12 protein-coding genes are annotated in these 15,136 nt (G+C 37.2%); 7 read left to right on the top strand and 5 right to left on the bottom strand.

From position 1 onward, the window contains the following. Window positions 1-283: 283 nt before the first annotated feature. Window positions 284-1,243, top strand: a complete 960-nt coding sequence (locus tag AC27H3_RS00980) for a PstS family phosphate ABC transporter substrate-binding protein (protein ID WP_487102977.1) — start codon at window positions 284-286, stop codon at window positions 1,241-1,243. 627 nt (window positions 1,244-1,870) lie between these two features. On the opposite strand, the gene AC27H3_RS00975 is transcribed toward AC27H3_RS00980, so the two are convergent. The 4 genes from AC27H3_RS00975 to AC27H3_RS00960 form a co-directional block, all read right to left on the bottom strand. Further along, window positions 1,871-2,368, bottom strand: coding sequence for a glycine cleavage system transcriptional repressor (locus AC27H3_RS00975; RefSeq protein ID WP_487102975.1), 498 nt, complete (start codon window positions 2,366-2,368; stop codon window positions 1,871-1,873). A 38-nt stretch (window positions 2,369-2,406) separates the two neighbouring features. Beyond that, entirely contained in the window at window positions 2,407-2,766 is a 360-nt protein-coding gene (locus tag AC27H3_RS00970; protein WP_487102974.1) for a PilZ domain-containing protein, read from the bottom strand. A gap of 117 nt (window positions 2,767-2,883) precedes the next feature. After that, window positions 2,884-4,563 (bottom strand): energy-dependent translational throttle protein EttA, encoded by a 1,680-nt coding sequence (gene ettA, locus AC27H3_RS00965; RefSeq protein WP_487102973.1) that lies wholly within the window; start codon window positions 4,561-4,563, stop codon window positions 2,884-2,886. A 125-nt stretch (window positions 4,564-4,688) separates the two neighbouring features. Continuing rightward, window positions 4,689-5,978: a sensor domain-containing diguanylate cyclase gene (locus tag AC27H3_RS00960; protein ID WP_487102972.1), complete on the bottom strand. Its 1,290-nt coding sequence runs from the start codon at window positions 5,976-5,978 to the stop codon at window positions 4,689-4,691. A 380-nt stretch (window positions 5,979-6,358) separates the two neighbouring features. On the opposite strand from AC27H3_RS00960, the gene AC27H3_RS00955 reads away from it, so the two are divergent. Then, window positions 6,359-7,951 carry a protein adenylyltransferase SelO gene (locus tag AC27H3_RS00955; RefSeq protein WP_487102971.1) on the top strand — a complete coding sequence of 531 codons (1,593 nt, stop codon included), beginning with the start codon at window positions 6,359-6,361 and terminating at the stop codon, window positions 7,949-7,951. Between the two features lie 60 nt (window positions 7,952-8,011). On the opposite strand, the gene AC27H3_RS00950 is transcribed toward AC27H3_RS00955, so the two are convergent. Continuing rightward, window positions 8,012-8,440: a CBS domain-containing protein gene (locus tag AC27H3_RS00950; protein ID WP_487102970.1), complete on the bottom strand. Its 429-nt coding sequence runs from the start codon at window positions 8,438-8,440 to the stop codon at window positions 8,012-8,014. Between the two features lie 286 nt (window positions 8,441-8,726). On the opposite strand from AC27H3_RS00950, the gene AC27H3_RS00945 reads away from it, so the two are divergent. From AC27H3_RS00945 to AC27H3_RS00925, 5 genes are all read left to right on the top strand, one after another. Continuing rightward, window positions 8,727-10,907 carry an ABC transporter permease subunit gene (locus AC27H3_RS00945; RefSeq protein ID WP_487103521.1) on the top strand — a complete coding sequence of 727 codons (2,181 nt, stop codon included), beginning with the start codon at window positions 8,727-8,729 and terminating at the stop codon, window positions 10,905-10,907. A 15-nt stretch (window positions 10,908-10,922) separates the two neighbouring features. After that, window positions 10,923-12,560 carry a phosphate ABC transporter permease PstA gene (gene pstA / locus AC27H3_RS00940; protein ID WP_487102969.1) on the top strand — a complete coding sequence of 546 codons (1,638 nt, stop codon included), beginning with the start codon at window positions 10,923-10,925 and terminating at the stop codon, window positions 12,558-12,560. A gap of 93 nt (window positions 12,561-12,653) precedes the next feature. Beyond that, window positions 12,654-13,478, top strand: a complete 825-nt coding sequence (gene pstB, locus AC27H3_RS00935; RefSeq protein WP_487102968.1) for a phosphate ABC transporter ATP-binding protein PstB — start codon at window positions 12,654-12,656, stop codon at window positions 13,476-13,478. A 65-nt stretch (window positions 13,479-13,543) separates the two neighbouring features. After that, complete coding sequence (phoU, locus tag AC27H3_RS00930) at window positions 13,544-14,248, top strand: phosphate signaling complex protein PhoU (protein ID WP_487102967.1); 705 nt, start codon at window positions 13,544-13,546, stop codon at window positions 14,246-14,248. Between the two features lie 202 nt (window positions 14,249-14,450). Next, a complete protein-coding gene (locus tag AC27H3_RS00925) occupies window positions 14,451-15,131 on the top strand; it encodes a TIGR00153 family protein (protein WP_085304032.1) in 681 nt (226 codons plus the stop codon). The last annotated feature ends 5 nt before the right edge of the window (window positions 15,132-15,136 follow it).

Raw genomic sequence — 15,136 nt, 5'->3', positions numbered from 1 at the left:
TAAAGGTTTAAGTTAACTGCACTATTCTGTTCAATTTGGCTCCTATTTTAAACGCCTTCTTAATTGAAGAAGCATAATATTTTTTAACTTTAGCACTTAACTTTACTTAACAGTGCTTAAATTTAGCATTAGTCATAAAAATAAATTAATCTTTTATGGTAAAAAAGTTACCAGAAAAAATTTTTAATGCTTGTCATACAAGTGTCACAAACTTTACTTATTATTGTCATATTCACTTTCTATAGTGTACTCAAATTAATTATATATCTCATCGGAGAGTAACATGAGTTTAAAGCGTACCTTAGGCGTTATTGGTTTATCTACCCTTATCAATTTTTCTGCATTTGCAGTTGATAGTGATTTACCAGTTTATAAAAAAGTAAGTGGTGTTTCAGGCAATGTATCGTCTGTTGGTTCTGATACACTAGCAAATATGATGACATTTTGGGCTGAAGAGTTTAAACGCACTTACCCTAATGTAAACGTGCAAATTCAAGCAGCAGGTTCATCTACAGCTCCTCCAGCGTTAACTGAAGCAACATCTAACCTTGGACCTATGAGCCGTAAGATGAAATCGCGTGAAATTGAAGCCTTTGAGAAGCGTTACGGCTACAAGCCTACGGCAGTTCGTGTTGCCATTGACGCCTTAGCTGTTTTTGTTCATAAAGATAACCCGATTGAAGGTTTACGCATTGATCAAGTAGACGCTATTTTTTCAAGTAATCGTAAATGTGGCGCAGAAAAAGATGTAGATCGCTGGGGCGACCTTGGTTTAACTGGCGATTGGACAGGTAAAGATGTTCAGTTATACGGTCGTAACTCAGTATCGGGCACATATGGTTACTTTAAAAAGAAAGCCTTATGTAAAGGTGATTTTAAAAATAGTGTGAATGAGCAACCAGGTTCAGCTTCTGTTGTACAGTCAGTATCTGCCTCATTAAACGGTATTGGTTACTCAGGTATTGGTTATAAAACTTCAGGTGTTAGAGCTTTACCTTTATCGAAAAAAGGCGGTAAATTTATCGAAGCTAACATGGAAAATGCTGTTTCTAAAACATATCCGCTTTCACGCTTCTTATATGTTTACGTTAACAAGCACCCAAATAAGCCGTTAGCGCCAATGGAAGCTGAATTTTTGAAAATGGTATTGTCAAAATCAGGACAAACCATCGTTGAAAAAGACGGTTATATCCCACTACCAGCTTCAGTAGTAGAAAAAGAGTTTAAAAAGTTAGGTTTATAACAACTAACGTTATATTTAAAAAAAGATAGCCCACAACCCGCAATGGTTGTGGGCTTTTTTAATATAAAAGCAAAATTTTAAATTGATGTAACCATATGTTATGGGCTGTTTGATCTCAGGTGCATTGCTCTATGGCTTACCTTTTACACTATCCTATAATTAAATTTCTGCATTATGCTTAATCTTAATGGTTAGTTATTGCCTGATTAACGTTTATTTATATTTGAAAATACTTTCCTGTATTTAACGACTGATTTTCATTCAGTATGAATGAAACAGAAGATACGAATATGTACCATTATTCTCGATGAGTGCAGCTTCAACTTTACAATCATGTATTATTACTTTACAGATTCTACTTTGCAGATAGCATTTAAGGGATATTAGTTTAGAGGTATTTAATTAACCATTCTTTGGAAATCGTTAATTAATAAAGGCGGAGATAGTTTTTCGTGTACGGTGGAAGTTAAAAAGTTTTTTATTAAATTCAAGTGCCTAGCAAGGTGGCTTGCAAACAAGCCGTAGATTATCTAGCGTAAAGTAATCTAGATAGGCATTCAAATTGGGTTGTTCAAATTGTAAAGCGAACAAACCTAAATGTAGGTTTACTCGCTTAATTCAGCTACTTTAGCGAGAAATATCTACCATCAAGTCGTCAGCTAAATTTTCAAGCGCATCAATCATGGTATCTATTGTACTTTTTTCTGCTGAAACCGTAATTTTTGCTTTAAATAATTCATGACCAGCATGCGGTGCAATTTCTTGTGTACTGACTAATTTTAGTAAGTTACCACCGTGATGATGGATAATTGATGAAATCTCTTGCACTATGCCTGATCTATCATTTGCTGTTAATTCTAGAACAAAAATGCTTTCAGAAGCTGAATCTTGCTGTTGAACATGTTCAATTTGCATTTTAAAGCCAGGTAGTTCAGCCAGTTTATCTGCTAAATCTGTTGAATTTTCAACGGGTACTGCAATTTCCACAACACCGGCGAAAACGCCCGATATTTGATGTAAACTAGATTTTTCCCAGTTAGCGCTATGTTCAGAAATTAAATCAGATAAAACTTTAACTATACCGGGGCGATCTGCGGTCATAAATGAGATTATAAGATGGTTCATGATAAGTCCTTTGAAAATGTATTAAGTGTTAAAGATAATTAAGTTCGGCCAAGTTTTGAAAGCTCTTTATTGAATTGTTCTTCGTCAGCGAGATTAAGTTCAATTAATCGACGTAATGAGCTGACACTATCGATGTCAATACCACTGCACTGTACCCGAATATTATTTTTTTCTTGGTGAACAACAACAACGTTCATTTGGATTTTTTCTTCAGCTTGATGTAATTTAAATGACAGTAAACCCATTTTATTTGAAAATACCACTTCCTGAGTGTCTGCACAAAGTAACGCGCCGTTTAAAGATAGATCTATGATATTCACAGGTAAACAGTGTTCGCTAATGGCTAGTTCAGCCTGCATTGAAAAAAGTATTCGGGTAAATTGACGTCTATTGTTCATGAGCAGTATTTATGACAAAGTGGTTTCTTCAGCATAGCTCGCTTTTAGCAAAAAGGCACCTTAATTAATACATTAAGCTGCCTTTATCTTATTGTTAACTAGGTGGTTATATATTAGCTAACCAATTTTTTTATACTTTATACGGTGTGGTTGAGTCGCCTCGGCGCCATAGGTTTTCTTCATCCATTCTTCGTATTCAGTGTAGTTACCTTCATAGAAGTTGATTTGGCCTTCATCACGGTAGTCGAGTATATGTGTGGCGATACGATCTAGGAACCAGCGGTCATGAGAAATAACCATAGCACAGCCTGGAAACTCTAAAAGTGCCTCTTCTAGTGCACGTAAGGTTTCAACATCTAAGTCGTTGGTTGGTTCATCGAGTAATAATACATTGCCACCTGTTTGCACTAATTTAGCTAAATGCACACGGTTACGTTCACCGCCAGATAAGTCACCAATAATTTTTTGCTGATCATTGCCTTTAAAATTAAAACGGCTTACGTAAGCACGACTAGGTATTTCGAATGTACCAATGTGCAAAATTTCATGGCCTTGAGATATTTCTTGATAAACAGTTTTGCTGTTGTCCATGTCATCACGGAACTGATCAACGCTGGCAAGTTTTACCGTATCTCCAAGCTCTACATTACCTGAATCTGGTTGCTCGGCACCTGACATTATTTTAAATAAAGTAGATTTACCTGCACCGTTTGGCCCAATAATACCTACGATAGCGCCTTTAGGTACGCTAAAGCTTAAATTATCAATAAGTACTCTATCGCCAAAAGACTTAGTGACGTTATTAACGTCTACCACTTTATCACCTAAACGTGGGCCTGATGGAATATACAATTCGTTTGTTTCATTACGTTTTTGATGATCTTGACTGTTAAGCTCTTCAAAACGCGCCATACGGGCTTTGCTTTTTGATTGACGGGCTTTAGGGTTTGAGCGAACCCATTCAAGTTCTTGCTTTATGGTTTTTTGTAATGCACTTTCACTTTTGCTTTCTTGCTCAAGACGAGCATTTTTTTGCTCTAACCATGAAGAGTAATTGCCTTCGTAAGGAATGCCGTGGCCTCTATCAAGCTCTAAAATCCAGCCTGCTACATTGTCTAAGAAATATCTATCATGGGTAATTGCTACAACAGTGCCCGCGTAGTCATGTAAAAATCGCTCTAACCAAGCAACAGATTCTGCATCTAAATGGTTGGTTGGCTCATCAAGTAGTAGCATGTCAGGTTTTTGTAATAACAAACGACAAAGCGCAACTCGGCGACGTTCACCACCACTTAATACTGCAATTTTTTGTTCCCAATCAGGTAAACGTAAAGCGTCAGCGGCACGTTCAAGCACGTTGTCAATATTATGTCCGTCGTGGCTGTTAATAATATCTTCTAACTGGCCTTGTTCTTTGGCTAAAGCGTCAAAGTCGGCTTCAGGCTCAGCGTACTCAGCGTAAACTTGGTCTAAACGTGCCATAGCACTTTTAACTTCAGAAACCGCTTCTTCTACAATTTCGCGAACAGTTTTTGTTTCATCTAATACTGGTTCTTGTGGCAAGTAGCCAATATTAGTACCTGCAAGCGCTTTTGCTTCACCTTCAAACTCGGTATCAAGGCCAGCCATAATTCGCAGTAAAGTTGATTTACCAGAGCCATTGAGGCCAAGTACACCAATTTTTGCTCCGGGGAAAAATGAAAGAGAAATGTCTTTTAATATAGTGCGTTTAGGTGGAACGACTTTAGAAACGCGGTTCATCGACATGATGAATTTATCTGGTAATGGTTGTGCCATGGAAAACCTTTTGAAGCAGGATTAGTATGGTAGCTATTCTAGGTTAATAGCTACCATGTTGGCAATGAGGTTTTATGGTTGATTTGCAGCGAAATTTATACTTTATTGATATTAATGAAAGAGCTTTAATCCATTAAATATACATGGTTTCGACCATGCGACTTGGCTTTATATAATGCCATGTCAGAGCGAGAGTAAAGAGCTTGGAAGTCGTTATCGGTTGCTTTTAGCACAGACACACCTAAACTAATCTTAATGGGTAATTCGAGGCTGTTCACTTTAATTTTATTGTTATCTAATAATTCACGTAGTCTTTCTGCTGCATGTAAACTATCGGTTGTGGAAATATTGGGGAGTAATATTGAAAACTCTTCTCCACCGATGCGAGCAAAGATATCTTCGGCTCTTATGGTTGGAGAAATTAACTGAGCAATTTTTATTAAAACCTGATCGCCAATAGGGTGGCCATAATGATCATTTACCGACTTGAAATGATCAACATCTAAAGAAATAACGGCTAATGGTTGCTGATACCTTCTAGCTCGCTTAAATTCTCTATGAGCATTTTCAAAGAAATATCGGCGATTATAAATTCCGGTTAATTCGTCTGTATTTGCGAGTTGTTCAAATTTTTCTTTTAGTTGGTATAGCTCAGTTACATCAGTAGAGAAAGCTATCATGGTTTGTAGATCACCTTTTAACTGAAAAGGTACTTTTGTGCTCAGGTAATGATGAACTTTATTGTCTGGCCCTTTTAATTTTTCATTCATCACTACTTTTTGATTTTTATCAAAAACAGCTTTATCACTTTTCCAAAAATCTGCTACATACTTAGGTGGAACAACGTCATGATCGAATTTCCCAATAATATCTTCTGCGGGCAGGCCGATAAGATCAGCTACACGGCTGTTGACATACCTGTAGCGACGATTAGCATCTTTCATATATATGTAAGCATCAACATTATTTAATACAACGTCAAGCAAATGCTTTTTATTTTGATTATCTGCTTCGAGCGCTTTTTGTTCTGTGATATCTGTGGATATTCCGGAAAGGCCTATAACTTCATGGTTATCATTGTAAAGCGGGCTTTTAACGGTTCTATAGGTATGAATTTTCCCTGTTGATTTAATAACAGTGTCTTCTTCGATTGTTAAAGTAATGTTTTCTTTCATCACTTGCTGATCACTTTCTATAAGATCGTCAAGTATATCTAAATCAAAGAAATGAGAATCGTCTTTGCCGATAATATATTCAGCTGGCTTTTGAAATAAAACTTCAACGTTAGCATTAGCATAAGTATATTTACCGCTTAAATCTTTGCTAAAAACGTATGAACCAATATTATCGAGTACTTTAGACATTACAGAAATTTGTTGTGATAACGTCTTTGTATTATTATTTTTATCTGACATAAATATATTCCACCATTGCTATTTTAACCTTTCTCGATTTCCTTTCGACACTTAATTTACAGGCTGTTAACAATTAGTGACTCGTCATGAAAAATACACTTCCCCTGAAGTTTTCAGACAGCTAATTAATATCTACTTTATTATACAAAATTGCAAATGATAATTTAAATACCTATCGATAGGTAATGTATTCAGCATTTACTAAAGGGTATTTTAAGTAAAACTTTATTGCCACATTATAATTACGCTTACACAGACACTGTCTTTAATTAAAATTTATAAACCTTAAGTTTTCAAGTGTAATATATTGTGCTTATAGTTGAATTCAATGTTTGTTGAGTTGATACTAGCCATCTTGCTAAATAAAGAGTACTCATGCTTTGTCTGCTATTAAATTTACCTTAGATAATAAATTCACTACCACCTTTGCTGCTGATGAAATTGCAGAAAATTACCCACGACAAGTTATGTCAGCTTATTCTTTTGTTACGCCTAAAAAAACAGCAATGCCAACATTAATTGCCAACAGTGAACTTGTTGCAGAGCAAATAGGTTTGAGTGAAGAACAAGTAAGCTCATCTGAATTTTTACAGTTATTTTCGGGCAATGGTTTGTTAGAAAATATGCAGCCGTTCGCTATGTGTTATGGCGGGCATCAATTTGGTCATTGGGCTGGACAATTAGGTGATGGGCGAGCCATTAACCTTTCTGAAATAATGACTCCTAGAAACGGTCACAAAACCTTGCAACTAAAAGGAGCTGGGCCTACACCATATTCCCGTTCGGCTGACGGCTTTGCTGTTTTACGTTCATCGGTGCGAGAATTTCTTTGTTCAGAAGCTATGTTTCATTTAGGTGTTGCCACAACCCGAGCGTTAAGTTTATCGCTTACGGGGGATAGCGTAGTTAGAGATATGTTCTATGACGGACACGCTAAGGCAGAGCCTGGTGCTGTGGTTTGTCGTGTTTCGTCATCATTTATTCGTTTTGGCAGTTTCCAGTTACCTTCGTCAAGAAAAGATTTAAGTTTGCTAACTCAACTGGTTGATTATGTTATCGAACGTGACTTTCCGCATTTAGGTGCGCCATGCACTGAGGTTTATTTAGCATGGTTTAATGAAGTGTGTGACAGAACATGTAAGCTAGTTGTTGATTGGATGCGTGTGGGATTTGTTCACGGGGTAATGAATACCGACAATATGTCGATCATTGGTGAAACGATTGATTACGGTCCTTATGGTTGGATTGACAATTTTGACTTAAATTGGACCCCTAACACGACAGATGCAAATGGTAAGCGGTATCGCTTTGGTGTGCAGGCCGAAATAGCACAATGGAATTTATTTCAGTTAGCGAATGCCATATTCCCATTAATCACCGATGCTGAGCCTTTAGAAAAAGCACTAAATAACTTCGCTAAAAACTATCAACAACAATGGCAAACTATGATGGCGGCTAAACTCGGTATCGAACTACCTGTTGATGCATTTACGGAAGGGGCGAACTCACTAGAGCGCAGTTTGTTTGTTGATCTTGAAAATCTATTGATGATGATTGAAACCGATATGACCATTTTCTATCGTCGTTTAGCTGATTTACCCGATGATAAATCATATTGGTTATCACATTTGATGGCATGTTTTTATAATGAAAATGAAATAACAGCTGACTATAAAAGCGTTTTATTTAATTGGCTTGAACGTTATAGCCAATTGCGTGATAACAGCAATAAGCATCGAGCTGAAATCAGCAAAGCGATGAATGAAGTAAATCCTAAATATGTTTTACGTAATTACTTGGCACAACAAGCTATCGATTTAGCTGAAAAGCAAGACTATACCTTGTTAAAGCAATTACAAAAGGTTTTGGAAAACCCATATGATGAACAACCAGAATATGATCAATTTGCTGAAAAACGTCCGGATTGGGCGAAAAATAAAGCGGGTTGCTCAATGTTATCTTGTAGTTCGTAGGCCTTTATTTAATTTTTTATCTTTAGTATGAAAGCTTAATCTGCGCATTATTTAGCGCAGTTAAGCCTGCTTCAACTTTTGACGGTATTGGATTGCAATAAGCTTAATAATATCGCGCCAAGTAACAATACCAATAGCTTGTTGTTTTTCATTGATAATAGGCAAGCACGATATTCTATGATCATGGAATAACAATACCGCTTCAGTAAGGCTTGTTTCTTCAGTGGCAGTGATAAGCTCTCGAGACATGATTAAATGCACTTTTTTATTCATCGAAAAACTATCTTGTGGCGTTTCGTTTCGGGTACCAACCGTTGGGCTAAGGTTTTGCCATAAGTCTCGGTCGGTTATTACGCCGGCTAGTGTCGATTCATTTTTTATCAAAATATGATGCATGGTATGTGTTTCAAACAACTTTTTTGCATCGTCTAACGTGTCATCCATATCAAGCGTTATTAAATCTTTTTGCATTATTTGACTAACGTTCATGCTTTCACCTTTTTAACTTATGTTTGGCCTGTTTCGAACTCATAATAGCGGAGCATATTTACCTTATATAATCAGCATAACATAAGCTATTAATAACCAGTGAATTGTTGTTTTAGTCTCTTTAAGTACCAATTTTTCGCTAATAACGCTTTGTCACAAAACTGTCATGTTAGTGTTTTATAATCACTTCAGTTATAAAAATCATTATAGTTAAAGGTATTTTTAAGTGGCCATTGCTTCTAAATCAGCAAACTATCGCAAAGTGAAAAATTCATTAGCAAAATGGATGATCACCTTGGGCGGTATCAGTGTTTTATTTACTTTAGTTTTAATATTCATGTATTTACTTTATGTGATAAAACCTATTTTTGAATCTGCAAAAGTTGAGCCTACGGCACAATTTGTTATTACTGAGCAAAGTAATGTACTTGCAACCGGTGTTGACGAGCTTAAAGAAGTTGCTTATAGCATTACTGAGCAGGGCTTTATTAATTTTTACCAATTAGTTGATGGCGGCGGTTATAAAGCCGGCGATAAAATATTGTCAGAGCAATTAACTGATGACGGTATTTATATCAAGCAACTCGTTAATGTCGGTCAAGAAAAGAAGTTGTTACTTGATAGTGCAGGTAACGTTAGACTTGTTGTTCCACATTTTTTTGCGAACTTTGACAGCGGCGAACGAGTGATTGTTCCAAGTATTCGTTATCCACTAGGTGAAGACTTTTTACCTCTTGACGAACAAGGCGCTGCTTTTACTAAGCTCTCGTTTGCTATGGATGATGAAAGGGCAGTTTTTGTTGGTTTTACCGAAGACAAACGCTTACTTAAAACAACCTTATCAGCAGAAGACGATTTCAGTTATGACACCGCCTTTGATGCCGAATATGAAGAAGTCGATTATACAGCTAAAGCAATAAACGATATCTTAGTATCGCCAGATTTAGCGATGGTATTTGTTCGCCAAGGTGATCAAGTTGCGGTATTTTCATTGGACGATGAAGAGGCTGAATTAAAAGCCACCATTATCCCACAGCTTTCTCAAAATAAATCGCAACCGTATCATATTACCTCGATGGCTTTATTATCAGGTGGTAGTTCTATTTTACTTGGCGATGATAATGGTTCAGTAAGTCAATGGTTTGAAGTGGCAACAGATCAAGGACGAGAATTTAAAGAAATTCGTCGTTTTAATGTTAGTGACAACGAACCTGTTAGTGCTATTTACACCGAACAATTTCGCAAAAGTTTTTATACCCAAACACCATCCGGTGAAATGGGTATGTTTTACACCACTAGTGAAGCTGACTTATGGCGTGGTAAATTACATCAGGGCGATGCTCAAGCATTTGCTATTGCGCCTCGTGCTGATGGATTAGTGTTGTTTTTAGGTGACAAGCTAGCACTTTATTCAGTTGAAAATGAACACCCAGAAGTTACTTGGCAAGCACTATGGCAAGAAGTTTGGTATGAAGGTTATCCTGAACCCGAGTTTATTTGGCAATCAACTTCAGGCTCTGATGATTTTGAAGGTAAATTCTCTTTAGTTCCTATTTCTTTTGGTACGATTAAAGCGGCTACATATGCAATGATATTTGCTGTACCAATTGCGCTAACTGCCGCAATTTACACAGCATATTTTATGACCCCAGGTATGCGCAGAAAAGTTAAGCCAACCATTGAAATGATGGAAGCATTACCGACTGTAATATTAGGATTTTTAGCTGGACTTTGGCTCGCGCCAATCATTGAGATTTATCTACCTGCGATTATTTTATTATTAATATTTATTCCTGCCTCTGTATTTATAACCGCGTTTACATGGCATAAGTTACCGCGTGAAACTAAAACACGCATTCCTGAAACATGGGCGCCTATTATATTAATTCCTGCGATTCTTATTGCTGCTTATGCTGCGTTCGCATTATCACCAGTGCTTGAGTTACATATATTTGGTGGTGATATTAGACAATATATTACCAATGATTTAGGTATAGATTTTGACCAACGTAATGCCCTTGTAGTGGGTATTGCCATGGGATTTGCGGTTATTCCAACAATATTCTCTATGGCAGAAGATGCCATATTTAGTGTGCCTAAGCACTTAACTAGCGGCTCTTTAGCCTTAGGTGCTACTCAATGGCAAACCCTAATTAAAGTGGTACTACTTACCGCAAGCCCAGGTATATTTTCTGCGGTAATGATGGGGCTAGGGCGCGCTGTAGGTGAAACCATGATTGTATTAATGGCCACGGGTAATACGCCAATTCTTGATTGGAGTATTTTCCAAGGTATGCGCACGCTAGCAGCAAATATTGCTGTTGAAATGCCGGAGTCAGAAGTAGGGAGTTCGCATTATCGAATTCTATTCTTGGCAGCATTTGTTTTATTTGTATTTACGTTTGTATTCAACACGCTTGCTGAGTTTATACGTCAGCGTTTGCGTGAAAAATATAGCTCAATGTAAGGAAGGCTAGATAGTATGAATAATTGGTTTAAGTCTGGCTCGCCTTGGGTGTGGTTGTCAGCAGGTGGTGTAAGCATCAGCCTGATATCGGTTTTAGGTTTATTGTGGTTAATTGCTTCACGCGGTTTAAGTTATTTCTGGCCAGCAGATATTTATCAGTTTGATATGACTGATGAACAAGGCAAGCCTTTAACGGTTATCGGTGAAATTTACGATAGAGAAAGTATACCAACGGCTCAGTTAGTACATTTAAATCTTGATATCGATGAGTCGGCAGAAACAATCGAGAGATTATTAATTAAAACCGGCAACCGTGAACTGGTTAGTTTAGATTTTCGTTGGATTTTAGTACCGCAAATTAACAAAACCTCTTTACCTGAAGAACTGGTAGTTATTGAGCGTAGAACTAACGGTAATTTCTATGGCTATATCGAAGATATTATTTTAGATGGCGAGGTTGTTGGTCAGCAGAAAATGGCCGAGCTTGTAGAGCGTGTCAGCGATTTTCAAACAGAAATAGAAGCTTTACAAAAGACTGATATTGGCGCAATTAATTATCAAATTGAACGCACACGTTTAAAAGAGCGCAAACATAGGCTTGATGAAACACTGACCGCTGAATTAGAACAAGAATTTAAAGTTGAAGTTGCGAATTTAAAAGCTGAATACCAAGTACTTGAAAAACAGTTAATGGCATTGCGTAAGAAAGTATCGCGCGACCAAATTGTGGTTCGTGCTATGGACGGGCAAAAAGTTACGATTAACTTCGAAGATGTTTTACACATAACGTTTAATAATAAATTGAGTGTGTTTGGTAAAATGAAATTATTTTTCAGCCAAATCGCCGCCTTTATTGTTGATGACCCACGCGAAGCAAATACCGAGGGCGGGGTATTTCCTGCAATATTTGGTACGGTATTAATGGTATTGTTGATGACAGTTATTGTATCGCCATTAGGTGTAGTTGCCGCTATTTATTTACATGAATATGCAGGTAATAATGCGTTAACTAAGCTCTTGCGCATAGCCGTGATTAACTTGGCGGGTGTACCTTCAATTGTTTATGGTGTATTTGGCTTAGGCTTTTTCGTTTATATGGTTGGGGGCAGCTTAGACCAATTGTTTTATGCTGAAACTCTTCCAAGCCCTACATTTGGTACGCCTGGAGTTATGTGGTCAGCACTTACCTTAGCGATTTTAACCTTACCTGTAGTTATTGTATCAACTGAAGAAGGACTTTCTCGAATTCCTTCTGCTATGCGCCACGGTAGCTTGGCGCTAGGCGCAACTAAAGCTGAAACTTTATGGCGTATTATTTTACCGATTGCTAGCCCAGCCATTATGACCGGCATAATATTAGCCATTGCACGTGCTGCAGGTGAAGTAGCACCGCTTATGTTAGTGGGTGTAGTAAAAATGGCGCCGAATTTACCGCTTGATGGTAACTTCCCGTTTTTACATTTAGATCGTAAGTTTATGCACTTAGGCTTCCACATTTATGATGTAGGTTTCCAAAGCCCTAACGTTGAAGCAGCAAGACCTTTGGTATATGCCACAGCATTATTGCTCGTAACGATTATTGTTGCTTTGAATATGACAGCGGTTTCTATTCGTAACCGTTTGCGCGAAAAATATCGTATGTTAGAGCATTAACACTGACTGAAAAAAACGATTTTACGCAAATTTATAAAATTAAAAATAAACGGGTATTTGCCCCTCTATTGAATAAGATTTAAAGAGAACACTATGATTTCAGTTACGCCAAAAACTTTATCAGATCAAAATGTTAAACTTGATCTTAATAATCTTTCGCCAGAGCAAGTCGCGTTAGAGATTAAGAATCTAGATTTATATTATGGTAACAAACAGGCATTGCAAAATATTTCAATGTCGATCCCTAAGGGCCAAGTTACGGCGTTTATCGGACCAAGTGGTTGTGGTAAATCAACATTGTTGCGCTGTATTAACCGGATGAATGATCTGGTTGATATTTGTAAAATTACCGGCCAAATAAATCTTCATGGTGAAAACATTTATGATCGCCATACAGATGTAGCCGCATTACGTCGTAAAGTGGGTATGGTGTTTCAACGCCCAAACCCTTTTCCTAAATCAATTTATGAAAATGTAGTTTATGGCCTTCGTATTACTGGCGAGAACAACCGCCGAGTATTAGACGAAGCCGTTGAAAACGCATTACGCAGTGCTGCATTATGGAATGAAGTAAAAGACAGGTTACACGAAAGCGCTTTAGGGCTTTCTGGTGGTCAGCAACAGCGTTTAGTTATTGCACGAGCGATAGCGATTAAACCTGAAGTACTGTTACTAGATGAACCTACTTCAGCATTGGATCCTATTTCAACATTGACCATAGAAGAGTTGATTAATGACTTAAAGAAACAATTTACCGTGGTTATTGTTACTCATAATATGCAACAAGCTGCACGTGTATCTGATCAAACGGCGTTTATGTATATGGGTGACTTAATAGAATATAGTGACACTAATACCTTATTCACCACGCCAACAAAGAAGAAAACAGAAGATTATATTACTGGCCGTTATGGTTAAGTTAATCAGTTAGTTGATTAACTTACTTAGTTAGATAAAACAGGCGATAAGCAGAGGGTTTTACCGTGGATAAATTAAATGTTGGCCGCCATATTTCTGGCCAGTTTAACGAAGATTTAGAACGTATTATTAATCATGTTATGCACATGGGGGGGTTAGTTGAAAAGCAATTAGCCGAGGCACTAACTTCAGTGTGTGACGCAGATGAAGAATTAGCAAAAAAAGTCTTAAGTAACGACTATCTTATTAATAATGCAGAAGTCAGTATTGATGATGAATGTACGCGTATTATTGCCAAACGTCAGCCTGCAGCGGGCGATTTACGTTTAGTTATGGCCATTGTAAAAACCATTACTGATCTCGAACGTATAGGTGACGAAGCTGGAAAAATTGCTAATGTTACTTTAGAAAGCTTTTCAGGGAAGCACAAAGATTTATTGTCAAATTTAGATAATTTAGGTCGACATGTTTTAACCTTTTTACAAGCCACTTTAGACGCATTTACACGTATGGATTTTGATGCCGCAGTAAAAGTGCATAAAAGTGATGATAAAATTGACCGTGAATACGAAGCGCTTATGCGTCAACTTATGACCTACATGATGGAAGATCCTCGCTCTATTCCTCAAATAATGAGTGTTATATGGTCGGCTCGAGCATTAGAGCGCATTGGTGACCGCTGTCAAAATATTTGTGAGTACATTATTTATTTTGTCAAAGGTAAGTCTGTTCGTCATACAACTGCCGAAGATTTCGAATCATTATCTTAAAAATAGCTTAAAAAAAACATAAAAGTATATACCTTATTAGCTTTTACTTGGCTAATAAGGTATATACTTTTATGTGAACTGATAATAACTAATTATTCTATCAACAGCCGTTATCTTGTTATAAAGCCTTTGAATTAATTTTCAAATGCTTTAATATCCGCGGCGAATAAAAATAAAGAGCATAAGCTCCTGGAAATTAATTATGGCCAGAAATTCAATCATTGGCATATTTGCAAAATCGCCAATTAAACCGTTAGAAAAACACATCCGTATAGTACACAAATGTTGTAGTCAACTTGTACCTTTCTTCGCAGCCGTTACTGAAGAAGATTGGAGTGCCGCAGGTAAAATGCGTACTAAAATCTCTAAATTAGAACGTGATGCCGATGAATTAAAACGTCAAATTCGTTTAGAACTTCCGGGTGGTTTGTTTATGCCCGTTGATCGTGCTGATTTACTAGAGTTACTATCTCAACAAGACAAAATTGCTAATCGCGCAAAAGATATTGCAGGACGTATCTTTGGCCGAAAATTAACCATTCCTACTGAATTACAAGAACAGTTCATTGCTTATGTTGCCCGTAGCATCGACGCTGCTGAAAAAGCTGCAGACGCAATTAATGAACTGGATGACCTACTAGAAACTGGATTTCGTGGTCGTGAAGTTGAGCTAGTCACTAAAATGATCAGTCAACTTGACGAAATTGAAGATGAAACAGATGGTATGCAAATTAAGCTTCGCAAAGATCTTTTAAATATTGAAAAAGATTTAAATTGCGTAGATGTAATGTTTTTATATCAAATCATCGATTGGGTTGGCGACTTAGCTGATCTTGCCGAACGTGTTGGCGCACGTTTAGAAATTCTTTTGGCTAGAAAATAGGGCTA

The organism is Colwellia sp. NW0002-52-1 (assembly GCF_057550865.1).
Note: the sequence above shows the minus strand (reverse complement) of the source record. Positions and strands in the feature narration are given on the sequence as shown.

Bases quoted from the DNA above. Each gene is read 5' to 3' on its own strand.
- AC27H3_RS00980 (WP_487102977.1), top strand. From the start codon at position 284: ATGAGTTTAAAGCGTACCTTAGGCGTTATTGGTTTATCTACCCTTATC.
- AC27H3_RS00975 (WP_487102975.1), bottom strand. From the start codon at position 2,368: ATGAACCATCTTATAATCTCATTTATGACCGCAGATCGCCCCGGTATA.
- AC27H3_RS00970 (WP_487102974.1), bottom strand. From the start codon at position 2,766: ATGAACAATAGACGTCAATTTACCCGAATACTTTTTTCAATGCAGGCT.
- ettA (WP_487102973.1), bottom strand. From the start codon at position 4,563: ATGGCACAACCATTACCAGATAAATTCATCATGTCGATGAACCGCGTT.
- AC27H3_RS00960 (WP_487102972.1), bottom strand. From the start codon at position 5,978: ATGTCAGATAAAAATAATAATACAAAGACGTTATCACAACAAATTTCT.
- AC27H3_RS00950 (WP_487102970.1), bottom strand. From the start codon at position 8,440: ATGAACGTTAGTCAAATAATGCAAAAAGATTTAATAACGCTTGATATG.
- AC27H3_RS00945 (WP_487103521.1), top strand. From the start codon at position 8,727: ATGATCACCTTGGGCGGTATCAGTGTTTTATTTACTTTAGTTTTAATA.
- pstA (WP_487102969.1), top strand. From the start codon at position 10,923: ATGAATAATTGGTTTAAGTCTGGCTCGCCTTGGGTGTGGTTGTCAGCA.
- pstB (WP_487102968.1), top strand. From the start codon at position 12,654: ATGATTTCAGTTACGCCAAAAACTTTATCAGATCAAAATGTTAAACTT.
- AC27H3_RS00925 (WP_085304032.1), top strand. From the start codon at position 14,451: ATGGCCAGAAATTCAATCATTGGCATATTTGCAAAATCGCCAATTAAA.